This window comes from Neobacillus sp. NPDC093182, assembly GCF_044754045.1.
The window spans coordinates 169,043-193,189 of the sequence record NZ_JBIVOI010000001.1; the positions used below are offsets into that span (position 1 = coordinate 169,043).

24 protein-coding genes and 1 pseudogene are annotated in these 24,147 nt (G+C 39.6%); 1 reads left to right on the forward strand and 24 read right to left on the reverse strand.

What is annotated here, in order from left to right:
• Positions 1-99: 99 nt before the first annotated feature.
• From ACIQAA_RS00890 to ACIQAA_RS00910, 5 genes are all read right to left on the reverse strand, one after another.
• Positions 100-1,281 carry an iron-containing alcohol dehydrogenase gene (locus tag ACIQAA_RS00890; RefSeq protein ID WP_402613735.1) on the reverse strand — a complete coding sequence of 394 codons (1,182 nt, stop codon included), beginning with the start codon at positions 1,279-1,281 and terminating at the stop codon, positions 100-102.
• A gap of 570 nt (positions 1,282-1,851) precedes the next feature.
• Entirely contained in the window at positions 1,852-2,457 is a 606-nt protein-coding gene (locus ACIQAA_RS00895; protein WP_402613738.1) for a TetR/AcrR family transcriptional regulator, read from the reverse strand.
• A gap of 256 nt (positions 2,458-2,713) precedes the next feature.
• Positions 2,714-3,784, reverse strand: coding sequence for a phosphotransferase family protein (locus ACIQAA_RS00900; protein WP_402613741.1), 1,071 nt, complete (start codon positions 3,782-3,784; stop codon positions 2,714-2,716).
• Between the two features lie 335 nt (positions 3,785-4,119).
• Positions 4,120-5,154, reverse strand: a complete 1,035-nt coding sequence (locus ACIQAA_RS00905; RefSeq protein ID WP_402613743.1) for a zinc-binding dehydrogenase — start codon at positions 5,152-5,154, stop codon at positions 4,120-4,122.
• 124 nt (positions 5,155-5,278) lie between these two features.
• The gene (locus tag ACIQAA_RS00910; protein ID WP_402615561.1) at positions 5,279-6,712 is read right to left on the reverse strand and encodes an aldehyde dehydrogenase family protein; all 1,434 of its coding nucleotides are present in this window, start codon (positions 6,710-6,712) and stop codon (positions 5,279-5,281) included.
• A gap of 497 nt (positions 6,713-7,209) precedes the next feature.
• Here ACIQAA_RS00910 and ACIQAA_RS00915 point away from each other — a divergent pair, with 497 nt between their 5' ends.
• Entirely contained in the window at positions 7,210-8,160 is a 951-nt protein-coding gene (locus tag ACIQAA_RS00915) for an alpha/beta hydrolase (protein WP_402613746.1), read from the forward strand.
• A gap of 228 nt (positions 8,161-8,388) precedes the next feature.
• Here ACIQAA_RS00915 and ACIQAA_RS32405 read toward each other — a convergent pair whose 3' ends face one another.
• The 19 genes and pseudogenes from ACIQAA_RS32405 to ACIQAA_RS01005 form a co-directional block, all read right to left on the reverse strand.
• Complete coding sequence (locus ACIQAA_RS32405; RefSeq protein ID WP_483874184.1) at positions 8,389-8,508, reverse strand: SDR family oxidoreductase; 120 nt, start codon at positions 8,506-8,508, stop codon at positions 8,389-8,391.
• 99 nt (positions 8,509-8,607) lie between these two features.
• A pseudogene (locus ACIQAA_RS32410) lies at positions 8,608-8,787 on the reverse strand (SDR family NAD(P)-dependent oxidoreductase); the annotation flags it as partial.
• A 141-nt stretch (positions 8,788-8,928) separates the two neighbouring features.
• Positions 8,929-9,129, reverse strand: coding sequence for an SDR family NAD(P)-dependent oxidoreductase (locus ACIQAA_RS00925; protein WP_402613749.1), 201 nt, complete (start codon positions 9,127-9,129; stop codon positions 8,929-8,931).
• Between the two features lie 55 nt (positions 9,130-9,184).
• The gene (locus ACIQAA_RS00930; RefSeq protein WP_402613752.1) at positions 9,185-9,592 is read right to left on the reverse strand and encodes a hotdog family protein; all 408 of its coding nucleotides are present in this window, start codon (positions 9,590-9,592) and stop codon (positions 9,185-9,187) included.
• A gap of 34 nt (positions 9,593-9,626) precedes the next feature.
• Positions 9,627-10,082, reverse strand: a complete 456-nt coding sequence (locus ACIQAA_RS00935; protein WP_402613755.1) for an FAS1-like dehydratase domain-containing protein — start codon at positions 10,080-10,082, stop codon at positions 9,627-9,629.
• The gene (locus ACIQAA_RS00940; protein ID WP_402613758.1) at positions 10,079-11,638 is read right to left on the reverse strand and encodes an AMP-binding protein; all 1,560 of its coding nucleotides are present in this window, start codon (positions 11,636-11,638) and stop codon (positions 10,079-10,081) included. The genes ACIQAA_RS00935 and ACIQAA_RS00940 overlap by 4 nt, the downstream gene beginning before the upstream one ends.
• A gap of 119 nt (positions 11,639-11,757) precedes the next feature.
• Complete coding sequence (locus ACIQAA_RS00945; RefSeq protein ID WP_402613760.1) at positions 11,758-12,171, reverse strand: nuclear transport factor 2 family protein; 414 nt, start codon at positions 12,169-12,171, stop codon at positions 11,758-11,760.
• A gap of 112 nt (positions 12,172-12,283) precedes the next feature.
• Positions 12,284-12,709 (reverse strand): nuclear transport factor 2 family protein, encoded by a 426-nt coding sequence (locus tag ACIQAA_RS00950; RefSeq protein ID WP_402613762.1) that lies wholly within the window; start codon positions 12,707-12,709, stop codon positions 12,284-12,286.
• A gap of 638 nt (positions 12,710-13,347) precedes the next feature.
• Positions 13,348-14,616: a TRAP transporter large permease gene (locus ACIQAA_RS00955; RefSeq protein ID WP_402613765.1), complete on the reverse strand. Its 1,269-nt coding sequence runs from the start codon at positions 14,614-14,616 to the stop codon at positions 13,348-13,350.
• 92 nt (positions 14,617-14,708) lie between these two features.
• Positions 14,709-15,266: a TRAP transporter small permease gene (locus tag ACIQAA_RS00960; RefSeq protein WP_402613767.1), complete on the reverse strand. Its 558-nt coding sequence runs from the start codon at positions 15,264-15,266 to the stop codon at positions 14,709-14,711.
• Positions 15,267-15,350: 84 nt separating this feature from the next.
• Complete coding sequence (locus tag ACIQAA_RS00965) at positions 15,351-16,412, reverse strand: TRAP transporter substrate-binding protein (protein WP_402613769.1); 1,062 nt, start codon at positions 16,410-16,412, stop codon at positions 15,351-15,353.
• 66 nt (positions 16,413-16,478) lie between these two features.
• Entirely contained in the window at positions 16,479-16,679 is a 201-nt protein-coding gene (locus ACIQAA_RS00970) for a hypothetical protein (RefSeq protein ID WP_402613771.1), read from the reverse strand.
• A gap of 123 nt (positions 16,680-16,802) precedes the next feature.
• Positions 16,803-17,933, reverse strand: a complete 1,131-nt coding sequence (locus ACIQAA_RS00975) for an amidohydrolase family protein (protein WP_402613773.1) — start codon at positions 17,931-17,933, stop codon at positions 16,803-16,805.
• A gap of 133 nt (positions 17,934-18,066) precedes the next feature.
• Positions 18,067-18,444 carry a Rieske (2Fe-2S) protein gene (locus tag ACIQAA_RS00980; protein ID WP_402613776.1) on the reverse strand — a complete coding sequence of 126 codons (378 nt, stop codon included), beginning with the start codon at positions 18,442-18,444 and terminating at the stop codon, positions 18,067-18,069.
• Positions 18,445-18,558: 114 nt separating this feature from the next.
• A complete protein-coding gene (locus tag ACIQAA_RS00985) occupies positions 18,559-20,145 on the reverse strand; it encodes an AMP-binding protein (RefSeq protein WP_402613778.1) in 1,587 nt (528 codons plus the stop codon).
• Between the two features lie 32 nt (positions 20,146-20,177).
• Entirely contained in the window at positions 20,178-21,764 is a 1,587-nt protein-coding gene (locus ACIQAA_RS00990) for an AMP-binding protein (protein ID WP_402613781.1), read from the reverse strand.
• A gap of 95 nt (positions 21,765-21,859) precedes the next feature.
• On the reverse strand, positions 21,860-22,276 hold the full coding sequence (locus ACIQAA_RS00995; RefSeq protein WP_402613784.1) for a Zn-ribbon domain-containing OB-fold protein: 417 nt from the start codon (positions 22,274-22,276) through the stop codon (positions 21,860-21,862).
• Positions 22,277-22,329: 53 nt separating this feature from the next.
• On the reverse strand, positions 22,330-23,499 hold the full coding sequence (locus ACIQAA_RS01000; RefSeq protein WP_402613787.1) for a thiolase family protein: 1,170 nt from the start codon (positions 23,497-23,499) through the stop codon (positions 22,330-22,332).
• 137 nt (positions 23,500-23,636) lie between these two features.
• Positions 23,637-24,041: a nuclear transport factor 2 family protein gene (locus ACIQAA_RS01005; protein ID WP_307194719.1), complete on the reverse strand. Its 405-nt coding sequence runs from the start codon at positions 24,039-24,041 to the stop codon at positions 23,637-23,639.
• Between the last annotated feature and the right edge of the window lie 106 nt (positions 24,042-24,147).

The window sequence follows — 24,147 nt, forward strand, 5'->3', positions numbered from 1 at the left end:
TTTACTTCCCATAAAGATAAAACGCTTTCAATTAAGGGCCAATGAATCTTACAACTACCTAGTCTATGATTATGATTTTTCCATCTTGTTGGTTTGTCCCTACCATACTTCTTCTAAGAGGCTTGTAATCTTTTCCTTTAAATCGTCGGTACCCAAAACAAAGGAATTGTCTTCGCCACGAATATCCGTCAGAATATTTTTTACGACTAAAGGGATACTTTCTTTTGAAACATCAAAATCTCTTAATCGATGTGGGATTTCAAGTTCTTGTATTAGCCCATTAATGAGTGTCGGAGCGATCCTTGCATTATCTGCTACCGTATTAGCCTCTTTACTAAAACCTAATGCTTCTGTAATTTGAGCCTGTTCATTCGTCGTTCTAGCTAAAAGAAACTTCATTACATGTGGCAGCATAATCGCTGAAGTCATTCCATGAGGGATGTCATAGGTTGCCCCTATTTGATGTCCAATACTGTGAGATAATCCTAACTTAATATTGACGACGGAAAATAGGGAGAGCCACGCTCCTACTTGACATTCTAGTCTGGCCTCTAAGTTTGTGGGATCTTTCTTAGATCGTGGTAAGTGCTCATACAACTTTTTTAACGCCTGTAAGGCTAAACTCGTGTTAATTGGATTTGGAACAGGAGTATAGAGAGTCTCAACCGCATGATCGACTGCCCGAATACCTGTTGATATCCAAAGCCAATCTGGGGTTTCCGTTGTGAAAACAGGATCTAAGAAAACGAATTTCGGCGTCATATTTAAATGAGAAAACTTATACTTTACATGGTCCTTCTCATTTGTTGTACCAGCGATGCTCGTAAACTCAGATGCAGAAAGGGTTGTAGGAATCGCGATATGAGGAAGATACTCCGACATAGTCGGAACCTTTTCTTTTCTATTCTCTGAAAAAGGGTATAATTCCTCCTCTGACTGGATGTCCTCAGCTAAAACTAATGAAAGGATTTTAGCCGCATCAATCGGACTCCCCCCACCAATGCTTAAAATAAGTTCAGGGTTAAATTGTCGGATATCTGTTAAATCCTTCAATAGTATGGTCCCAGGTACATGCTGTTTTGAACAGGTTACGTAGGTTTCAATCTGGTTTGCATGAAGGGTATCCAACATCTGGTTATACGCTTTCGTTTTTAACAAGCTATTGGTTGTGACTATTAATAATTTCTTACCATTGAACTTGGTTATTTCATTTACAAGCTGTTCTTCAACGCAATTGATCCCGTAATGGATCCGTTCTACAGGAAGATACTGATAAATCATTCTGGTACCCCTTTCCATTCTTTTGCAATACAAAAAGGAAAAATCACCTCGTAACTCACTAAAAATCAAACAAATGTTCGATTATAATAATATACTAATTATTATAATTTATATATAACTTTCGGAATATTAGGAAAATTGTTAAGAGACGAATCTATTTTATTCATAAAAGTTTACCCATGTTCTGATTGTTAGGGCTCAGAGGACAGAATAAAACCCATAAAAAACAGTGAAGAATGCGAAGGAAACCTCACTGCTGATATAAAATCTCTTGTTGGTTTTAGAACGATCATTTTTATTAAAATGTACTAAAAGCTCTTTCATCTTAAATACCAGCGCCCACACTTGTTTATGAGCACTCCACTGCTTTTTAACTTTCTAAGATATCTATTTACCGTATCGGTTCTGATATTAAAATCCATATTTTTTTGACATTTGCTTAGGATATTTTTGGCGGATAATCCAGGAGAAGTTCGCAGTAAGTCTTTTATGATCTTATCCAATGGAGGCACCTCCTAAATTCTTAAACACGTTTCATATAGGGATTAATGGCTTTATTTACAGAGTATTTCAGGACTTTTTCCAAACTCCTTGAAGGACAAATGCATTAAATTGTGTAGAGATTTCATCAAATGTATACTTGTTGTCTGGTGAATACCAGCGCTGCATATAATTATAGACACCAAAAATGGCAAAAGTTAAAAGTTTTGGATCTAAATCACTACGAAATTCTTCCTTTTTAATTCCCTCAATTATAATTTTTCGAAAAAGGCGATCATATTCATCCCCTACTGTTGCTATTTCTCCCCCGAACTCCGACTTGAACCATTCAATCGATATCCAAACGAATAACTCGCTTTGGTATTTTTCAAAACTTAAAATATGACTTTTTAAGGCTTTTTCTAATTTAATAGAAGGTGAATCAGCTGAATTGACAATCACTTTTAAATTTTCCGTCATTTCACTCAGTGGTCTTTCAACTACAGCATATAATAAATCATCTTTTTTCTCGATATAGTAATATAAGCTGCCTTTGAGCATACCTACTTCATTCGCAATATCCTCCAAAGTAGCCTCTTTATATCCTTTTTCTCGAAAAATCTTTGCTGCTGCATTTACAATTTTATTGAATTTTTCAATCGATTTATTTGTTTTTTTAAAATTTGGTTTTCCCATCATCCTCTTCCCCTCACCCATCCAACTGCTTAAATATTCTATAGTAATATTATACAGTAAAAGTTCCTTTTTAAACAGACGACTGTTTGAAAAACAATCCCCATATTTTTCTACAATAAAGAGGAAAAAAATGATTCCCCTTGGATGGGTAAAGTCATATAGTTGTACTGTGTTTAATCTTAGATAAAAGCTTGATCTTTTCCCTTATCCTGGCTCTTATTGCCTTACTAATTTTGTTATTTTGTATCTATTCCCATTAATATTTGCCTGTTTCAGCTACTTCACATGCCGATAACATCAGATTATTCACTCTCTCAATTAAGTTTGAGAAGCGGTTATCCTTTGTCTGTCCAACCTTCCAACGATAATAAATTTGTTGTAAAGCAACGGCTAATTTAAAATACGTAAAGGCGATATAAAAATTCAGAGGCGGAATATCAAACCCTGTTTGAAGCGCATATCTTTGGATAAAATCGCTTCTCTTAATGAAACCTGGTTCTGTTGTTACAGTTGGGAGGCTCTTTTTGAGATAATCTGGGTCGTTTGGTTCCAACCAATACCCTAACGCTCCTCCTAAGTCAAAGAATGGATCAGCAGTAGTGGCCATTTCCCAATCTAAAATCGCTTCAATCCTTGTAAAATCTTTTGAAAAAAGCATATTGTTTAACTTATAATCATTATGAAGCAAGCTGGTATAACGGGAGGAAGGAATATTCTTCTCCAACCATTTTGCGATTTTATCAAAATACGGAATCTCATCTGTTGTGTATTTGATATAGCGTTGGATCCAACTATTCACCTGTCGATCCAAAAATCCCTCTGGACGACCAAATTGAGCTAAGCCAGCCTTTTCATATTCAACCGTATGCAGTTGCGCCAACGCATCAACCACTGCATTCGATATTTCAATTCGAAGCTCCTTTGTCACGTGAAATCCTGGGGGAAACTGTGCGTCTAATACCACTCCTTGTTTTCTTTCCATCACATAAAATGGAGCACCTAACACCTCTGTATCTTCACAAAAAACATATGGCTTAGGAACAAGAGGGAAAACCGGATGTAGTCTTGTTAATAAGTCTGATTCTCGTTTCATATCATGTGCTTTTGGCGGTAGCGGTCCAGAAGGCGGACGACGCATAACGGCTTCCCACTCCCCACAGCGTAAAAAGTAGGTTAGATTAGATAAACCTGTTGTAAATTGTTCAACCTCGAGCTTTTTATTAGGGAAATCGCTTACGTGTTGAGCCAGATAGTTTCTTAAAGCTTTTCGATCAAAATCTTCTCCTTTTCGTACCGGAATTGTATCATTTTTGTCTATATGACCCATAAGACTCACCTCCAAGAAATAAAAAACTAAACGTTTGTTTGATTTTTATTATAAATGCAGTTAGTAGACATTTCAATATATATATTAAATATTCTGAAAAAATCAAAACTTGGAATAGGTAATTGTATTTGAACAAAGTGATAAAATGGAAAATAACGGAAATATAATCAAAGACTTTTCGGTAAAATTCCTACAGATTTCACTAAAAGGAGGAGAGAAGATTGCTCCCCCCTCCCCCAACATAGTACCCCACGGTTTCTATTTAGTGATCTAGAAAGCTATTAAAGATAGAACCCCCGTTACCTGTGACTTAACAAGGAATGACCGTTGAACCATTAGTCAAATTTTGTTATGACATAGGTTCCTGTATTTGAGAAATTCGCCATATCTTCAAAAATTCGATTTACATCAGATAGAGCAATCTCACCCGAAACCATTTTTCCTGGCTGCAGGTCACCTTGAGCCACAGAAGATAGAAGTTTATCAAAACGATGAACTGGGAGACCTAAAGTCGTATACAAATGAATTCCTTTCATCAGCATCTCATCGATCGGTATCGAAATATAACCAGACTCTGCTTTCGATGTCACCCCGATTTGTAAATGTCTTCCGCCTTTTCTTAGGCTATGAATCGCATTCACACATGTTTGGGCAATCCCGAGGGCATCAACGGATACATCTGCTCCACCTCTTGTTAGTTCTTGGACTGCTTCGATTGGATCATTTTGTTTCCCATTAACGGTATGAATCGCGCCCATTTCTTTTGCTAAACTCAGATTTGATTCATTTATATCAACGCCAATTACATGCGCCCCTAATGAGTTTGCAATGTGAATTGCAGACAACCCAATTCCGCCGCAACCATATACCACAACCGTTTCCCCAGGGCGAACCTTAGCAATATCCACAATTCCATGATAAGAGGTCATGACCCGGCAACCTAGAGCGGCACCATCACGAAAACCAATTTCTTCCGGAAGGTGAACAAGATTTCGATCCGCATGAGGAACAGGAACGTATTCTCCAAATCCGCCAGAATAGGTGAAACCTGGGATATCTGGAGAGTCACATAAATGAACCTGGCCTTTTAAGCAATGAGGACATGAGCCCTCGCTCCCAGAGATTGGTACAATGACGCGGTCTCCTTTTTTGAAGTTCTTCACATCACTGCCTACTTCTTCAATGACACCACATAATTCATGTCCTAACACGTTGGATCCTGATGCAAGTTCTCCAGCCCAAACATGCCAGTCACTTCGGCATACTCCATTCGCTTTTACATTTACAATTACCCCATTTTTATCAATTGTTGGATCCGGGACATTTGTCAAAACCAATTTTCTAGTATCTTCTAAAACAAGTGCTCTCATTTTACATTTCCCCCTCATTCATTATTATTTGGTTAAACGAAAAAGAGATCAGGCCGATCCCTTTTACAATTCAATACATAAGATCAAAACCTAAATGCAGATTTTCAAAGCGAAAAGAGTAGAATTAATCTAAGTTCACCCAAACATTTTTAATTTCTGTATACGCGTCAATCGAAGCTGCACCATTCTCTCTTCCTAGTCCACTTTGTTTATATCCTCCAAATGGCGAACCAGGTTCAGTAATATTGTAAGTATTGATCCATACATTTCCTGTTCTTAATACATGGGCAACCTTATGTGCTTTACGAAGATCGGTTGTACAAATTCCTCCACCTAAACCATAGACTGTATCGTTCGCCTGTTTAATAACCTCGTCAATGTCATTGAACGGCATAGCCCCAACGACTGGACCAAAGATTTCTTCTCTTGCAATCCTCATCTCATTGTGAACATTTGCTAAAACGGTTGGCTTGACGAAATGACCATTTGCCAAATCAGTCTCTGTTGCATCCCCACCAATGACGACTTCGGCTCCTTCTTTTTGTCCAATTTCTAAATAATTCAAGACACGTTTTTTCTGTTTTGCTGAAATAAGAGGTCCTATGACCGTCTCTTTGTCGAAACCGTTTCCAACTTTGTAATTTTTAGAGTAGTCTGCTAGATCGGCCAAGAATCGATCATATATCTTACCTTCAACAAATAACCTTGAGCCAGCAAAGCAAACTTGTCCGGAATTAAAGAAGATGGAATTCGCAGCATTGGCAAGGGCTGTTTCATAGTCAGCATCTGCAAAAATAATATGTGCAGATTTTCCACCTAGTTCAAGGGTAACTTTCTTAATATTTGATGCACTATTTTGGATAATTTGTCTTCCAGTGATCGTTGATCCGGTAAAGGCAATTTTATCTACATCAGTGTGAGAAGCTAGTGCTGAACCCACAGTCGGACCATAACCAGTTACAATGTTCACAACTCCATCAGGGAACCCAGCCTCTTGGACAAGTTCAGCGAACCTTAATAGACTTATAGGCGTTTCTTCAGATGGTTTAACAATGACTGTATTTCCAACTGCAAGAGGAGCTGAAACTTTCATGATGGCATTCATTAATGGTGCATTCCAAGGAACAATACCGGCACAAACCCCAATTGGTTCACGAATTGTATAGTTAAAGATATTACCTGGTGTTGATGAAGGAATGGTTTCTCCTGTAATTTTTGTTGCCCAGCCTGCGTAATAACGGAAATTGTCAGCTGCTGCAGCTGCAAAACCGGAAGTTAATGAAACCGGCTGCCCATAATCAAGTGTATCTAAGTGAGCTAACTCTTCAGCATTTTCTTCAATAAGATCAGCTAGTTTTAAGATCAATCTAGCACGCTCATTTGGTTTCATTTTTGGCCAAGGACCTTCTTCAAATGCTTTTCTAGCTGCTGCAACAGCGCGATCCACATCTTCTTTGTCGCCTTCTGCCGCCGTTGTGATTAATTCCCCAGTGGCAGGATTTCTTATTTCTGTTCGTTTACCCGAAATCGCGTCTACCCATTTGCCACCAATAAACATTTTTAATGGTTTCGAAGTGAATTCTACCGCCTCTCGATTTAACGCAATTAATGTCGTCAATCAATCTTCTCCTCCTTTTTTATTAAATAACATATATAGGAAAATCTAAGAGGTCATTTCATTAAAACTATATTCAAATTATTATGAATAATGGAAGTTAATGACTGTCTTCGCCCAACCAATCCAGCACATTGATGGAGCCAACCCTCAATCATAAATCCTCCAACCATTCCCTTTTTAATGGAATGTCGAATCAGTTCATCACACAAAAGTCTTTTATCAAACTAACAACTGTTTGATTTTATTTTATCAACCTCGGATGCTAAAGTCTATATTTATTTTTATATTATTCCGAATTTTCATACAACTAAACAATTTCTTGTTCATTGTGCAGAAAATACAATTTAGAATTTTCCGAATATTGTGTTGCGTTCTATTTTACTAGCAACTATAATATAAATGAAAACGATTTCGAATTTAGATAGGAGGATTTGAGTATGACATTACAACCAGCGGTAAAGAATCTATTAAATCAGATTAATGCGGCCTTTGAATCGGGTGTACCAAAAATTGAAGAAATGTCCGTGCAAGAAAATCGGGACGGACTCTTAGCTTTTTACAAAGATTTACGTGGTGAAGTGCAAGAGGTTGCCAAAGTTGAAGATGTTCAGATTCCTGTAGATGGATCAGAGATTACGCTTCGTTTATACACTCCTGAAGGACAAGGTCCATTTCCTGTTATCATGTTCTTCCACGGAGGCGGTTGGGTACTAGGGGATCTAGAAATCGTAGATCCAATTTGTCGTTCGCTTGCAAATTCTACCGAATGTTTGGTTGTTTCTGTCGATTACCGTCTTGCTCCTGAGTATAAATTCCCAGTTGGTATTGAGGACTGTTATGCTGCCACAAAATGGGCATCTGAAAACATTGCAAAACATAATGGCGATCCAAGCCGTATCGTCACATGTGGAGATAGCGCTGGCGGTAACTTAGCGGCCGTTATTCCATTAATGGCCAAAGACCGTGGCGGTCCAAATATTGCCTATCAGATTATTCTATATGGAGTAACAGATTTCTCCTTCAGTACAAAATCCTATCTTGAAAATGGCAAAGGTTTCTATTTAGAAACAACTGCGATGCGTTGGTTTGCCGATCAATATTTTAATAATGAAGAAGAGAAGTTAAACCCTTATGCGTCTCCTATCCTTGCAAAGGATGTGTCTGGCCTACCACCTGCTTTAGTTTTCACGTGTGAATATGATGTCCTTCGTGATGAAGGCGAGGCATATGCTAATAGATTAAAAGAAGCTGGTATTCCAGTAGAGGTTGTCAGATATGATGGTCAAATCCACGGTTTTTTCTGGATGCCTGTCCTAATGGATGACGCGAAGGATGCAATGAACAGAATTACAAATGCAATTAAAAAACAATTTTCAGCGTTTGTATAATTACAATTTTTAATATTCGTTCAGTCGAGTCTGTAAAAGATAACTCTTATCTTTTATAGCCTCTTTATATGAAAAGGAGGCGAACCGTTGATAAAAGTACCTACTGTTATGAAGAAAAACAGCCTTAGGCTCGTTTATAAATGCCTCTAGCTTATCTCACTTTAAAACAAATAGCGGAGAATGGGATTGGCCATTCTCCGCTATTTTTATATAAGATTAGATTACCTGCTAAACAACTGCACGTCCACCGTCAATAATATGATTCTGACCCGTTATATAGGGTGAATCATCCGATGCTAGAAAAAGAGCTAGTTTTGCTACTTCCTCAGGCTCCCCAAGTCTGCCAATTGGGACTGTTCAGCAAGAAAATCTAACATCTCGTCAGTAAACCCGTTAAGTAAGGGAGTTTTACATGTCCCTTGGTTTATTGAATTGACACGAATGCCTTTATCGATATATTGCATGGGCAGCCTGTTTTGTTAGCATAACCATTGCTCCCTTACAAACAATATTGGCTGAAGACCCAGGTGTAGCTCTAAAGCCTCCTCTTGATCCTGTGTTTACAATGGAACCGCCGCCGCTTTCAAGCATCATTTTAATTGATTCTTGTAGAACAAGTTGGGCATCTTGAACGTTTACCTAAATACTCTATCCCATTCATCAAGAGGAATTCGTGCAATGGAGTCTCTACTAACGCAGTAATTCCTGCATTGTTACATAGGACATCTAACCTACCTTAAGTTTGACGACATTGTTTAAAGGCGGATGCTACTTGGTTAGGGTCAGATATGTCTGCTTTAAATGTATAAATTCACCATCTACTTCTTCTATTAGCTTTTCAACTGATTCATCGATATCAATAGCAAAGATTCTAGCGCCCTCTTTTGAAAACCCTTTCACCATTGCCCTTCCAAATCCAGAAGCAGCTCCTGTTATAATCGTGACCTTACCATCTAATCTTTTCCCCATAGGAATACTCCTAAAGATAATTTCTTGACTTATCTAAATTTTTTTATGTAATGCACTACAAACAGACAACTGCCAATCCCGGAGCAATCACTTCGCCGGCTGTATTTTTTATATAAACTTCAATTTGGGCTTCACGCTTTTCTTCATTATAAGAGATTATCTTCCCACCAGAATGAAGGGGTTCCCCTACATAAGCAGCTTTTCGATTTGAGTAATCAATAGAAGCTAGATGTCCCTCTTCACCCAGCCATTCATTTATACATTGATTCAGCCAATCACCAAGTAAAGGACCAGGAACAACCAGATCCGGGTAATTTTCCACTTCTGTCGTATAAGGGTAGTCAAAATGAATGCGATGGGCATTAAACAAGACCGCATTATAAAGAAATAATTGTACACTATCAGGCTTGAATTCACGTTGAGGTAACGTATCGCCAACCTTGATCTGTTCTATTTTTGACATAGCTCGCTCCTCTCTTAGTGGCTATTGCGACTAGTTAGCGTAAAATTCTTGTTGTTATTTCCGTTAGTACCTTTTCTCCACTCCCATTTACAACCTCTATTGTGATCTCGTAAAAAATGAGCGGACCTTTGGACCCTTGCTTTTCATAAATATCGGTTAATGTCCGCGTAGCCGTTAACCAATCACCAGGAACAATCGGCTGATGGTATTCAATTTTCAATCCTCCAGCCATGGCTTTTTTTAACGGAAATTCCGGTAAAAGCGGATCAATAGAAACACCGTCAGGACTAAGTTGATCCATCTCGACTACATCCCAAAATAGAGACACATGAAACATCGGCGGAGCTTCATCTCCCTCAAGATATTTCTTCCGTCTTTGTCCGGTTGCGATTGAATACTTTCTTATATCGCGGCGGGTCACAATTTCTTTTCTTGTCTGTGACGATCGGCCAATATTTGCAAGCAATTCATCTGATAATAACTGACTCATACTTTATTCCCCCGTGTATTCTGATATCTTTCTCTTAGCTCACGCTTAAGAATCTTGCTCGTTGGTGATTTAGGGAGGCTATCGACGAATTCAACAGAACGTGGTTTTTGATAAGAAGCTAATTGGTTTTTAGCTGTTTCAATAATTTCTTGCTCTGTCGCTGTCCTTCCTGGCTTCAGAACAACGGCGGCTTTTACTAGCTCCCCCCATTCATCATCAGGGACACCAAAAACGGCCGCTTCAAGAACAGCGTCATGTTGGTAGATGGCGTTCTCAACTTGTGTACTATAGATATTTTCTCCACCCGAAATGATCATGTCTTTCGCGCGATCGACAATAAATACATACCCATCTTCGTCCCATGAAGCGACATCTCCTGTATATAACCAACCATTCTTTAATGTCTTTGCAGTAAGATCAGGTCTTTGCCAATACCCAATCATATTCGCATCCGACTTAACAATGATTTCTCCAGCTGTCTTCCCATCCCTAGGTACAAGATTCCCTTGTGGATTGACGATTTGAACTGAAGTCGTGAACGCCTCTCGACCACAGGAAGATAATCGTTCAGGATGTATTCCCTTGATTGCATTTAAATGGTCCTCCTGGGATAGAAACGTCATGCCCATTCCTTCTGTTTGGCCGTAACCTTGGATTAACGTACAAGGAAAAGCATCAAGAGCAGCTTTTACGACTTTCTTTCCCATTGGTCCGCCGCCGTATTGGATGTTTCGAAGACTGCCAAGATCATAGCTCTCAAAGTTATCAACTGACATCATCCAGTTCAACATGGTTGTAATCCCTAGGAACGCGGACACACGCTCTTGTTGGATGACCTCAAGCGCTAATTTTGCTTCAAAATTGATCAGAACTAATGGACGGCCATGGGCCATATAATTAATCGCAAGAACGATCGGGATGTGGAACATCTGTCCTGTCAGCATATAGACATCCGTAGGAACAATCCGTTCACCAACGGTCTGATTTAGCATGCCAGCATAAAAGCCTTTATGGGAATGGAGGGCTCCTTTAGACTCCCCAGTTGTCCCACCTGTATAGAGAATGAGCATTGGGTCATCATCCCCGACGGTTGCCGATTGCTTCGGTTCTTCAGTAGAAGCAGCCTCAACCAGCCGTTCATAAGAACCATCCCCATCTTCTCCGTACTCTAACCAATGATCGATATCTACAAGATTTTGAAGCTCTTGACGTACTTCATGGAACTCACTTGAACTAACAAGGACAGAAGGTTTCCCATCTGCTAAAATACGGCTTAATTCACCAGTACCTAAACGCCAATTAAGCGGCTGAATAATCAATCCAACACGTGCACACGCATAGTAATTTTCAATATACTCGACACTGTTTTTTGAAATAACCGCAACACGATCACCTTTTTTAAGTCTTAAATCATTCATATACCCATTTGCTAATCGGCGAACCCTTTCATCTAAGGTGCCATAATTCAATCGACGGTCATTTGGTATATCAATTAATGCTGGCCTTGTTGGATCAAGTTTTGCATATTTTGCTGGAATTTGTCCGATATTTACCAAATCCGTTACCTCCTTAACATGATCTGCTTTTTCCCTACCATTCATTAATAGAATAATCGTTTACAAAGCTAGTAACTTATGATTTTTCATATGATAAAAACGGTTTAAAGAGTAACACGTTAGAACGGTAACTCCAAATCTAGATGTCGCTTTGATATCTTCCAGCTCCCACCAACTTTGACAACCTCATCTCGATAAATACCCGTCGTTAAAAGTCTAATGCTTCCATTTTCAACCGCCGTCAATGTTAAGCTTGAAAGGACAGTTGCCGCTTCATCAGCTTCTTTTTCAAAGAATATATTTGATATATTATGGAGTCGTGTGTCCATCTGACCTTCCATTGCACCGGTCATCAACTTCATGATTTCGTTTTGACCTTCAAAAGGACCAATTAAATCTCCATCAGTAATGCGCATTGACATTAACGCTCCCTCTGCAAAACAGTCTGCTAGCATATCAACATTGCGTGAATCATACCCATAAGCCGCCTTATTTAATAATTCATGAATCGCTAATTTATCATTTGACTTCATCCTTATCCACTCCCTTATTAATAGACCACCTAATCTTCCATTAAAAACTAATTTATTTTATAAAACTAAATATTAAAATAACTTATGGTGTATTTCTGTTTCGACAAAGTCTTTAAACAGGAAGCTCAATATCCAAATGCCGTCTACTTATCTTCCAGCTTCCATTTACCTTGACTACTTCATCGCGATAAATGCCGGTTGATAGGAGTCGACAAGTTTCATTATCTGTAGAAAACAAAGTCAAGCTTGATAGCGCGACGGCTACCTCTTCCCCTTCTTCTTCAAAAAAAATATTAGAGATTTGATGCAAACGTTTATCAGTCTGTCGTTTCATTGCACGTTTCATAAAATTTAAAACGGCCTCCTGACCATCATAAGGACCAATCAAATCTCCGCCGCCAACACGTATCGTCATCACCGATTCCTCTGCAAAACATGCTGTAAGCATCTCGACATTGTGCGCATCATACCCATGTGCTGCTTTGTATATTACTTCATGAATCTCTAATTTTTCTTCCGGTTTCATTATTTTGTTCACTCCTTTTCAGACTGAATCTCATAGAGTGCCTCTATTAAGTCCTTAACGCTCCAAACCTCATTTTCGATAGGTTGCGATGATACTCTGCTGCCTTTTTTTCGACTCAATCTGCGCTTCCGCAGAATTATTAATTCCTTTTATGGTAAATATTAAGCCAAGGTTACAATATTACCAATGGACAATATCGCTACCCTTTCTATTGTAAATTCAATCCTTTGCCCACCATTTTCATAACTATAAATTTCACCAAACCTTCTGAATAACCAACTCTTACATTATCTAGTCGAAACCATGCCACCATCTACCGAGATGATTTAAGCCCCCAAGATTACCAACTCCAACCTCGAAGACTCTTTCGACTTCATCACGGTTCGAAATATGACAATGAAGAAAGTGGACAGAACCTGGACCACGCTGACTAGCTTCCTCAGCTACTTTTTTTTTCCCTTCTCATCAAGAACATCTAGTGAAACTACTTGCTCCTTCTTTAGCAAATGCATGTACCGCTGTGGCCCCCAACCCTCGCGCCCCTCCAGTTACAATGATTCGTTTCCCTTTTACCTGCATGATCTTCCTCCTCATGCAGTCTATTTAATAAATATTTGCTTTGATTTATTGATATTGTTGAGGCAACTTTTTTATTGGAATAAAAAGAGACTTAGCCATGGAATATAGATAAGGACAAGCATCCCTACAATCAAACCTACTAAATATGGATTTGCCCCCCTTACAACTACACCCATGTTTTCTTTGAAATGTCCGCTGATCGCATATAAACAAGAGCCAACTGGAGGTGTAATCTGACCGATCATTAATGCCGCAACAGTAATAATCGCAAAGTGAATCGGATCATAACCTAAAGAAATAACGACAGGGTATAAGATCGGGAGCGTAATATATAAAATTGGAATAGCATCTAAGAACATTCCGAAAATAAGGAATAATAATACAATAATTAACATAATGACCCAACCTGCAACATCAATACTTACAGCGAATTCAGTAATCATTTGAGGAACTTGGATATAGGTCATCGCAGTAGCAAATAATTTTGCACCACCTAATAGGATATAGATGATAGAAGTTGTAACCATGGTATAGAGTAAACTCTTCTTGAAGTTATCAAACGTACATTCATTTCTATTAAATAAGAAGCTTATCAGGAGCACATAGACAACAGCAATTGCAGCTGCTTCTGTAGGCGTAAAAATCCCGCCATAAATTCCCCCCAATATCACTACAGGCATAAATAAGGAAGGAATAGCCTCAACAAACGATTTGCCTATTTCCTTAATGCTGCTTCTCTGAGGTCTTTGTTTCTCTTCCTTTAAGCCAACAATAATCGCAACAATGACTAATACAGCAGCTAAAAATAATCCCGGCACAATCCCCGCCATAAAGAGCGCTCCCGGGTCAAGTTGTGTAGATGAAGCAAATAATATCATAAAGATACTTGGCGGAATCATTTGTCCTAACGTTCCTGATGCAGCTAAAACGCCATAACTATTTTCCTTTGAATAGCCCATTTTAATCATTTGAGGAATGGCCATCGATCCAACTGCTACAACGGTAGCGACAGAGGAACCAGAGAGTGCCCCAAAAATGGCAGAAGTAACGACAACAGCAGCAGGCATTCCACCTGGCAAATGTCCGACTAGATTATTGATAAATCGAAACATTTTACCGGCCGGACCCATAAAAGTCATTAAATTTCCTGCAAGCAGGAAGTAAGGTACCGCTAACAAAATCCATGAATCTGTTGCAATGAAATATTGAGAGGCAATACTTTCGACAGGTAACCCCATTTGAACCAATAACCAATATCCTCCGCTTGCTCCTAGCGCTAACCAAATTGGCGCACCTATTACTAAAAGAACAGCAAAGATAATCAAACCTACAGCGAGCATTTCCTTCTCCCCTTTCATTCACTAAGGATTTCCAATTTAAAAGTCAACCCATTTGTTACCTAGGATTTAAGTGCCGTTTGAGCACTGTCAAATTACACGAGCTGATTTGAAGAACCTGTTTCCATTTCAATGGAAGTTTCATCTTCAGTTGTTTTATAGTAACGCAAGATATAAACATCATGAATGATCTGGATGAAAGCGTATAGCGACCCCAAGAGCATCCCAATCGGAATCGCAAGTGCTGGAATAAACATCAACATAATGCCAGATACAGTCATCACATTCAGACTTAATAACGACAACGACCAAATAATACAAGCCCAGCTAAGGTAAACAAATGCAGCAAATAAAAGAATACTAATCAATAAATTATTGATCGATTTACTCTTTCCTTTTAGAAAGCCTTGCAGGATATCCATTTTTAGATGATCACCTTTTTTAATTAGTGGACCAACATATAGAAAAGCACCATATATGATTGCATAACGACAGATCTCTTCGATAATCTGATAGGACATATCTAGTACATAACGTAAAAAGACATTAATAATCGCACCTAAAACACTAATGATTAAACAGACGAGGGCAGCCGCTTCCAAACCTCGATCAAGATGCTTTGTGGCAGAATCAAGTTTCTGTAATTTTTCCATTTACTTTCAACCCCTTTTTAGAAAATCCGAGCTCAATAAACATAAATTGAACTCGGTAACAAATATCCATATGTTTAGCTATATTTACTCAAGTGCCTCTAATAGCTCTGCTCCTCCTTCTACTTGATTAACAAAAACTTCCCTGACTGGTTTAGTTGCTTCTTCCCATTCAGCAATCTCATCTTCTGTAGGATAATAAATTTCCACACCTTGACTCTCTAAATTGGTATAAGCTGTTTGTGCTTCTTCTAATACCGATGCCATAATATGTTTTTCTAAATCCTCTCCCGTTTGAACAAGAATTTCTTGAAGATCTGCAGGGAGCGACTCAAACTTATTAAGTGACATAACCAATGGTGTCACACTATTAAACAATGGAACAACTGAAAATGACTTGACAGGCAACTTAGCTTGAGATGCGTATATTGGCGTTGTTAGCAATCCATCAACGGTCTTTTGCTGTAAAGCTGTAATCACTTCAGCTCCAGCTATGGTCACACTGCTCGCTCCAATCGCTTGTGCCGTTTCCGGTCCAATCATTCCTCCTGGTGTTCTAAGCTTTAAGCCATTCGCGCTTTCCGGTCCAGTAACTAAATTGTCAAGATCCGTCGTATACACAGACCCAAACATGTCAACAAATCCAAAAGATAAAATTTTCAGCCCTTTTTCTTCCATCATTTGGGAAATAATTTGACCACCGTTTTCACTTTTACTAAATGCCATACGATTCTCTAAGAAGACAGCCGGATCTTTTGGATCATAGTCAAAAATAAAAGGGAGTTCATAGAAATTCCAAATCGGATCAAAGCTGGTTAGCACTGGAGACGATGAGTGACTCATGTCAATTTGTCCTTGAAGGATTGCTGGCATTTCTTGATCGACTGGCATCAGCTGACCACTCGGATAGATATCAATCGATAATCGTCCTTCGCTGCGCTTTTGTAGTTCTTCATTAAACCACTCCATAAAGGTATGCATAAACGATGTGGTAGGATAGCCATGTGCAAGCTTCAAAACATATTCCTCTTTTTCGGGTGAATCTGAAGAATTACCTCCTGTAGCATTTTGATTCGATTGAGTTGTGTTTCCGCACGCGGCTATAAATAGAACTAGTAAAAGACACAGAGCTATTCTATACTTTTTCAAACTAATCCCCCCAATTTCATCTCTTATTTTTGAATTTGCTCTAAACTCAGTAACTATTACTCTAATTCAGCTAGTGCTTCTAAAGCTCTTTTCCACCTTCAACTTCTTTTTCAAAAATATCTCTGCCTGACCTTGTTGATTCTTCCACTTAAAAATCTCTATTTCAGTAGGATAGTAGGTTTCTACTTCTTCATTTTCCAAAGTTGTGTAAGCTGTTTTTGCATTATCTATAACCATTTTATTTCCATATTTTTCTGCATTTTTCATATCTGAACAAGCATTTCTTTGAAAGCGATTACAATAGTGAAACTACAGTTGTTTGAAAAAGAATCATTTATCCTCTCACCTTGGAAAGAGTGTACACAGATGAGAGGATTAGGATTTATGAGGTTATTTCGTTGGATCTGGAAATCCGTATACTTTCATTGCATTTTTATAAAGAATTTTTTCTTTTAGGTCTTTTGGAATCCTGGCAAAAGCGGCATGTGGTGCGTCAAATTCCCAATGCGGATAATCACTCGCAAATAGAATTCTGTCTTCCCCTATCATTTTGATAATCTGTACGACATGTTCTTCATCTTCATGACGCTCAGGTTCAATAAACGGTTGTGTACCAAACCACATTTGTTCTCTAATTTGCTGACTTGGCGGACGCTTTACCCAAGGGACTTCTCGTTTCAGATTTCTCCAATGAGTATCCATGGTGTACATCAAGTTTGGTAGATAAGCAAATCCGCCTTCAACGAAGACCATTTTGAGATCTTGGTATTTTTCTAGTACACCGCCAAATACGATGCTATTAATTTGTGCTTGATAGGTTAATCCATTATTTGTTTGCGCTTCAGGATAATAGTTTCCTATAACTGGTCCCTGCCTAAATAGCCCTCCTGGAACCGATACATGGAATGTACAAACAAGTCCATTTCGAATCGCCGCTTCCCATATTGGATGATAGCGTTTATCTCCCCATCCTCCATATGGTGAATGAATCGATAATCCAACTTGAACCATTTGCGGATGACTTCCCACACGATCTATTTCGCGTGCAGCAGCTTCTGGATCTTGTGGGGCGATGATAACAGAACCACGAAGGCTAGGATCCTTAGCTAACCAAGTATCAATTTGCCAATCATTGTAAGCGCTCGCCACTGCTGTTGCCATTTCATGCTGCGCTGAAGCTGCTAACATAAAGCTTGAATCCGGGAAAAGGATTGAGTTCGCATAATTGTATTTATCAGCCACTTGTTCTCTATAGAACTCCAGAGAAGAACAACCAAGGCCCCCTTCAGGAGGAATACTGTCCATGCGATGACCAGCATTAGCCACGATTGCCATAATTGGAATTCCTGGAAATACGCCTTTCCATTTACAATCCGTTAAGAAATCTCTCCAGTAATCACTTAAATATGGATTAAGGTCTTCATAGCTTTTAGGATTTGGATGAACATCGCAATCGATTACAGGAATTACCTTACTATTAACAGCTGATTGTACTTTACTTTTTTCAAGTGTTTTACTCATTTTTTTATCCCCTTTCAACATTTGGCACTTTTTTATGCGCCTTCAATCTTTTTTAAAACAAATAGTAGTTTGATTTGGAAATAATAAAATAACCGGTTGTTTGATTTTATTAATAATTAAGTGCTCTTTTATGTTAGGCGTAAACAATAACCTCGTCATTTTCTATTTTTACATCAAATGTTTTAATTTTTGTGTTCTCAGGGTCATGCATTGAGCACCCAGTTTCTACATCAAAACTCCAATGGTGCCATGGACAATAGATAAACCCACCTGGTTTTTCATAACAGATTTCTTTAATCTCCGTTGTTGCTCTTGCAGCTCCTCTTAAAACTCCCTTTTCAAATTCTGCACCTTGGTGAGGACAAGCATTTCGAACTGCATAAAACTCATCGTCTTTTCGAACAACTAGAATGGACATTCTCCTAACTTGAATCACTTTCTTATCCCCTGGCTGCATCTCATCTTTTTTACAAACTACACTTCTTTCTAAGTTCTTCGCATTTGATTTCAAAGATGATTCCTCCTTTTTTGTTAATATCTTTACTTCCTAGCTATCTGTCCACATTATAATCGCGTTATTTCTCTTAGTCAATTCAAAATATTCATAATATTTAAAAAATGTAATTTATCTCCTCACTTCATACCCAACACGTTCTCGATCCCATGTATCTCCTGTAATTCCTTCCTGACGAAGCTTATACTTCTCCACTCTTTGAGAGGTGTTTTTCGGTAATTCTTTCACAACGCGAATAAAGCGGGGTACCGCAAAGTGAGCCATACGATCTTGACAGAAATCAAGTAACTCCTCTGGTTGGAGCTCCACACCTTCTTGGAGAATCACTACTGCCATCACTTCTTCCTCAGAAAGTTCAGATGGCACACCGATAACCGCTGATTCGAAAATGTTTGGATGATCATTGAGGACTCGTTCGATTTCATAAGACGATATATTTTCCCCTCTTCTCCGGACAACATCTTTCTTTCTGTCGAGAAAATAGAAATAACCGTCTTCATCCATTTTTCCAGTATCCCCTGTATGGAACCACAGATTTCTCCAGGCTTCAACGGTTGCCTCAGGCATGCCATAGTATCCTGAAAAAAGAATATCAGGTTTTTTTGGACGAACGACAATTTCACCCGCAACTCCAGGAGGACATGGATTGTCATTTTCATCATGAATTTCGACCTCATAAACTGGAACAGGGTAGCCACAGGATCCTTTCTTAAATGAAGCAGCTGGGTTATAGAGGACTGTACCTATTTCCGTTGAACCATATACTTCGGATATTTGGACTTGAAATCGAATTTGAAAATCATCATAAATTTCAACCGGTGTTGGTGCCCCAAATGCTTTTTTCACTGGGTTATCTGCGTCATTCAGACGTTCAGGCTGCTTTATAAGCATCGTTAAGAGAGAGCCCATAAAATTGAATGCTGTTACTTTTTCTCTTCTCATAATATCCCAGAACCTAGATGCAGAAAAACGACTATGCATCACGACATCACAACCTACTAATAAAGCTACTAAAATCGACGTATAACGAGCGTTCACATGGAACAATGGAAATGCCGTAAATAACCGATCTTCTGGTCCATACTTCATTAACTCACATGCCGTTTTCGCGACACTAAAAGTCGACGTATGGCTGAGAATTACCCCTTTTGACGGGCCTGTTGTTCCAGACGTGAACAGAATAAGGGCGGTGTCCTTAGGCTCCACTTTTACATCAAGTAATGCATCGCTCGCCTTAGCAAAAAGGTCCGTATAAGAATGATAGTTTAGTTGAGCAGCGATTGCCTCATAATCTTCTCCAACAACGATGACATGGCGAAGATGGGTAAGTTCACTCGAAATTTGATTCACACGTTCTACCCATTGTGAAGACACAACAATGGCTTGACACTCTGCTTTATTAAGAATATACGTCAGAAGGTCTCCTCTAAAAGCAGTATTAATTGGTACTTCAATCACACCAAGGCGGGACAAACCTAACCACGTCGCTAGAAACTCAGGACTATTCGGAAGCATGACCGCACATGTTTGGCCCTTTGACAATCCTAGTGAAGCGATAAAATTTACCACTTTGTTGCCACTTCGATGAAACTGGTCATAGGTCAGATCTTTATCCTCAAAACGAACAAACCGAGCATAGGGTTTTATTTCCGCGCGGTGCTCAACAATCTTTCCAAATGTTTCGGTTCCTTTATACATATTTTTCCACTCCCTTCTGTACATTCAAGGTCTTAACGATGAACTTTGTAGCCTACCAAATCACGATCCCAGGTATCTGGAGTAATTCCTTCCGCACGAAGCTTATATTTCTCAATTCGTTGCGACGGGGTTCTTGGAAACTCCTTTACAAATCTGATATATCGAGGGACAGCGAAATGAGCCATCCTCGGCTGGCAAAAGTCTAATAGCTCTTCTGGCTCTAGCTCTTCACCCTCCCGCAAAATCAAAACCGCAAGTACCTCTTCCTCTGAGAGCTCAGAAGGAACACCGACGAGAGCAGCTTCCTGTACCTTCGGGTGAGTATTAATGACCCGCTCAATTTCGTATGAGGAGATATTCTCCCCTCTTCTACGAATGACATCTTTTTTTCTATCAATAAAGTAGAAATAACCATCATCATCGACACGGCCCCGATCTCCAGTATGGAACCAAAGATTTCGCCACGTTTCAACCGTTGCTTCAGGCATTCCATAGTATCCTGAAAATAATACTCCTGGTTTCTTTGGTCGTACAACAATTTCACCCACTTCTCCAACAGGGCAAGGTTGATCGTTCTCATCATGAATTTCAACTTCATAGACCGAGACAGCCTTTCCGCAGGAGCCTTTACGGAATGATTCAGCACGGTTGACCATCGCTAAACCAACCTCCGTCGATCCGTAAGCTTCCGTAATTTTCAGATTAAAACGTTTTTCAAAGTCTTCGTATATTTCTAAGGGTACAGGGGCCCCTTGGATCATTCGAACCGGATTGTCCCCATCATCATGTCGTTCAGGCTGCTTCATTAGCAACGTCAGTAGCGAGCCCATATACGTAAAGCTGGTAATTTGCTCCGTACGGCAAATATCCCAAAACCTTGATGCAGAAAACTTTTCATGCATGACAACATCACTACCTGAGATTAATGCAGGCAAAATTGTCGCATAACGCGCATTGACATGAAAAAGTGGGAAAACTGTAAATAAATGATCTGTCGGTCCATAATTCATCAACTCGCAACAGGTTGATGCGAGCGCAAAATTTGCTTGATGGCTTAAGATTGCCCTTTTAGATGGCCCCGTCGTACCGGAAGTGAAAAGAATAAGTGATGGATCATTCGGTTTAATCTCAACATCCACCGGCTCGTCACCTGCATTATCCATGAGCTTTTCATAGGAGTGACACATAATTGGACGAGGCAAAGAATGATCATCTTCCCCTACAACAATCACATGATGTAAATGTGTCAGTTCGCTCGAAATTTCTCCTATTCGCTCAACCCATTTGGAGGAAATGACAATTGCTTGACATTCCGCTTTATTCAGGATGTAAGCCAATAGATCTCCACGGTACGCTACATTAATTGGTACCTCGATGACACCAAGCCGGGCAAGGCCGAGCCAGGTGACGAGAAATTCCGGACTATTTGGAAGCATCACTGCACAAAGTTTCCCCTTATAAAGTCCTAATGAAGTCATCACATTTGCTAATTTGTTGCCGTTTTGATGGAACTCACCATAAGTTAGATCACTTTTTGAAAAACGGACAAACCGTGACTCAGGATTCTTGTCAGCACGGTATTCAACAATTTTTCCGAAGGTTTGAATTCCTTTATACACTACGATCCCCCTAACATGACATCTCTACCTAACTGTTGTTTGTTTAATTTATAAACCATTTAAACAAATTGAGATCGTTGTTTATCTCAATCTACTCACAGTGAAGTCGGTTTAAATTTAGGAATCGAAATCTCTTCAGACCAATCCTCAAAAACAACTTCAACCTCCATCCCTATTTCTACGTTTTCAAGCTCACATTGAACTACATTACTCATCATCGTTGGGCCTTCTTCAAGTTCTATTAAGGCAATGACATACGGTGCTTCGGCAAGATACGCTTTCGTAATCGCACGGTGCATAATTGTAAAACTTTTTACTTTTCCTTTGCCTGATGCAGGCACCCACTCCATACGAGGACTAGAGCAATCTGTACACATGATTCTTGGATAAAATTGATGGTGGCCACACTCTTTACATTCCTGAATTAGCAATTCGTGGTTATGGCATCCTTCCCAATATGGGGCTGTTTCTATCGTTGGGCGGGGGAAGAGCTTGCCTGAATGACCCAACATGAGTTTTCACCTCGCATTTTTCGTTATCTAAATTTATTCTGAAATTCTTTTCCTTAGACTCGGTCTCTACCAAGGATGAGTGTCGTGTGACTAGACATGATTCCACCCTGTCCATGGACAAGCCCCACCTCTGCCCCCGGAACTTGGCGCTCCCCAGCCTGATGGCGAAGTTGAAGAACACTTTCAGTCAGGGCAAACATTGAACCTGGATTACCGGGATGACAATGGGACAACAAGCCACCATGGGTGTTCACAGGTAGTTTCCCTCCTAGTTCAATCGCCCCATTTTCAACGAAAGCCCCTCCTTCTCCTTTTTTACAAAAACCGAGATCTTCTAATTCAATCAGGACTGTAGGCGTAAAACAATCATATAGCTGGGCAAAATCCATCTCTTCCGGTCCTAACCCGGCCATTTCATAGGCCCGTTGTCCAGCTTCAACAGCTGCTGAAATGGTAAGGCTGCGTGCCTGGCTAATATGCTCATGACCATGGCCTTCACCAACACCCAGTATGTAAACTGGCTCGTTTGGAAAATCCTTGGCCCTTTCTGCAGAAGTAAGAATAACGGCGGATCCCCCATCTGAGATTAATGAGCAATCCAAAAGATGTAAGGGATCGGCAATCATTCTTGAATTCACCACATCCTCTACCGTTATCGGCTTCCTCATCTGAGCAGTTGGATTTAGACTTGCGTGTTTGCGACAAGCAACGGAAATGGCGGCAAACTGCTCTGCTGTTGTGCCGTATTTTTCCATATGTGCTTTGGCAATCAGAGCATAAAGCGATGGCACGGATGGACCATAAGGTAATTCGAACTGGGCATGGCCGGCAGACACCTGCATACTCATTGCCTGTTCCGGAGATAATCCACTTTTCAGACTATCAGCCATTGTAATCAACACGGTCTTACACATTCCTGATAAAATGGCAGAGGCTGCGTGATGTAGGGCAGAAAAAGTCGTCCCCCCTCCTGTATTTACACCCAGACAAACGCGCGGGAAGATTTGCATGTACTCAGCAATTGCCTCAGCATGATACATGAAAGGTTCAGCAAAAGAATTACATGTGATCAAACCATCAATCTGGTCTTTGCTTATTCCGGCGTCTTCTATTGCACGGAGTCCTGCGTCAACACAGAGCTGTGTTGCGCTCATGTGAGGAACAACACCTACTTCCGTGTCTGCTGCTCCGACAATAGCGACTTTGCCACGTAATGAATCCATTTCTTTTCCCCCTTATGAAGCCAACCAGCAAATTACTCTCTCCAATCAAAGACAGGGTAAATGTCACTTCCATTCACCCTGTCTTGTTTGTTCTATTCATCTAACTTTTACCTTACACTTGTTTTTTCAAAACATCCTTATCCAAGGAAAACTGCTCGTGTATGTTCTGTATCAAGATATTCTTTTACTTTCTGAATCTTTCCGTCTTCCACCACGAATAGGAAATGGTACAAATTATTATAGACACGGCCATTATTTAATTCACAATATGACTCTGTCTCTACGGCAACACGGTTGCCTTCTGCTGTTATCGCAAGAGGAGTTAAACGAATCGCTCCAGTTTTAGTCGTGCTAGCGATTCCTGAATTCATTTCTCTAAATTCCTTCATACCCTTTTCTCCAGAAATCCCCTCAATGTTACCTGCAACCCACCAAGTTGCCGAATCAGACAGGTAGGACATAAATGCATCAATATCCCCTGTAGAGAATGTTTCCATAAAGTTTAGGATTAATTGTTTATTGGTTTCTTCAATTTTACCCATTTTGTAACCACCCCTTTTTAAAAGTCGATAGGATCGATCATGTCCAAGGAAACATATTCATACTACTTAACTTAGCTGAGTCATTCCAATGTGTTGTATGGCCAAT

Excerpts from the sequence above, each read along its gene's own strand:
- ACIQAA_RS00890 (WP_402613735.1), bottom strand. The coding sequence starts at position 1,281 with ATGATTTATCAGTATCTTCCTGTAGAACGGATCCATTACGGGATCAAT.
- ACIQAA_RS00895 (WP_402613738.1), bottom strand. The coding sequence starts at position 2,457 with ATGGGAAAACCAAATTTTAAAAAAACAAATAAATCGATTGAAAAATTC.
- ACIQAA_RS00900 (WP_402613741.1), bottom strand. The coding sequence starts at position 3,784 with ATGGGTCATATAGACAAAAATGATACAATTCCGGTACGAAAAGGAGAA.
- ACIQAA_RS00905 (WP_402613743.1), bottom strand. The coding sequence starts at position 5,154 with ATGAGAGCACTTGTTTTAGAAGATACTAGAAAATTGGTTTTGACAAAT.
- ACIQAA_RS00910 (WP_402615561.1), bottom strand. The coding sequence starts at position 6,712 with ATGTTTATTGGTGGCAAATGGGTAGACGCGATTTCGGGTAAACGAACA.
- ACIQAA_RS00915 (WP_402613746.1), top strand. The coding sequence starts at position 7,210 with ATGACATTACAACCAGCGGTAAAGAATCTATTAAATCAGATTAATGCG.
- ACIQAA_RS00925 (WP_402613749.1), bottom strand. The coding sequence starts at position 9,129 with ATGGGGAAAAGATTAGATGGTAAGGTCACGATTATAACAGGAGCTGCT.
- ACIQAA_RS00930 (WP_402613752.1), bottom strand. The coding sequence starts at position 9,592 with ATGTCAAAAATAGAACAGATCAAGGTTGGCGATACGTTACCTCAACGT.
- ACIQAA_RS00935 (WP_402613755.1), bottom strand. The coding sequence starts at position 10,082 with ATGAGTCAGTTATTATCAGATGAATTGCTTGCAAATATTGGCCGATCG.
- ACIQAA_RS00945 (WP_402613760.1), bottom strand. The coding sequence starts at position 12,171 with ATGAAGTCAAATGATAAATTAGCGATTCATGAATTATTAAATAAGGCG.
- ACIQAA_RS00955 (WP_402613765.1), bottom strand. The coding sequence starts at position 14,616 with ATGCTCGCTGTAGGTTTGATTATCTTTGCTGTTCTTTTAGTAATAGGT.
- ACIQAA_RS00960 (WP_402613767.1), bottom strand. The coding sequence starts at position 15,266 with ATGGAAAAATTACAGAAACTTGATTCTGCCACAAAGCATCTTGATCGA.
- ACIQAA_RS00970 (WP_402613771.1), bottom strand. The coding sequence starts at position 16,679 with ATGAAAAATGCAGAAAAATATGGAAATAAAATGGTTATAGATAATGCA.
- ACIQAA_RS00975 (WP_402613773.1), bottom strand. The coding sequence starts at position 17,933 with ATGAGTAAAACACTTGAAAAAAGTAAAGTACAATCAGCTGTTAATAGT.
- ACIQAA_RS00985 (WP_402613778.1), bottom strand. The coding sequence starts at position 20,145 with ATGTATAAAGGAACCGAAACATTTGGAAAGATTGTTGAGCACCGCGCG.
- ACIQAA_RS00995 (WP_402613784.1), bottom strand. The coding sequence starts at position 22,276 with ATGTTGGGTCATTCAGGCAAGCTCTTCCCCCGCCCAACGATAGAAACA.
- ACIQAA_RS01000 (WP_402613787.1), bottom strand. The coding sequence starts at position 23,499 with ATGGATTCATTACGTGGCAAAGTCGCTATTGTCGGAGCAGCAGACACG.
- ACIQAA_RS01005 (WP_307194719.1), bottom strand. The coding sequence starts at position 24,041 with ATGGGTAAAATTGAAGAAACCAATAAACAATTAATCCTAAACTTTATG.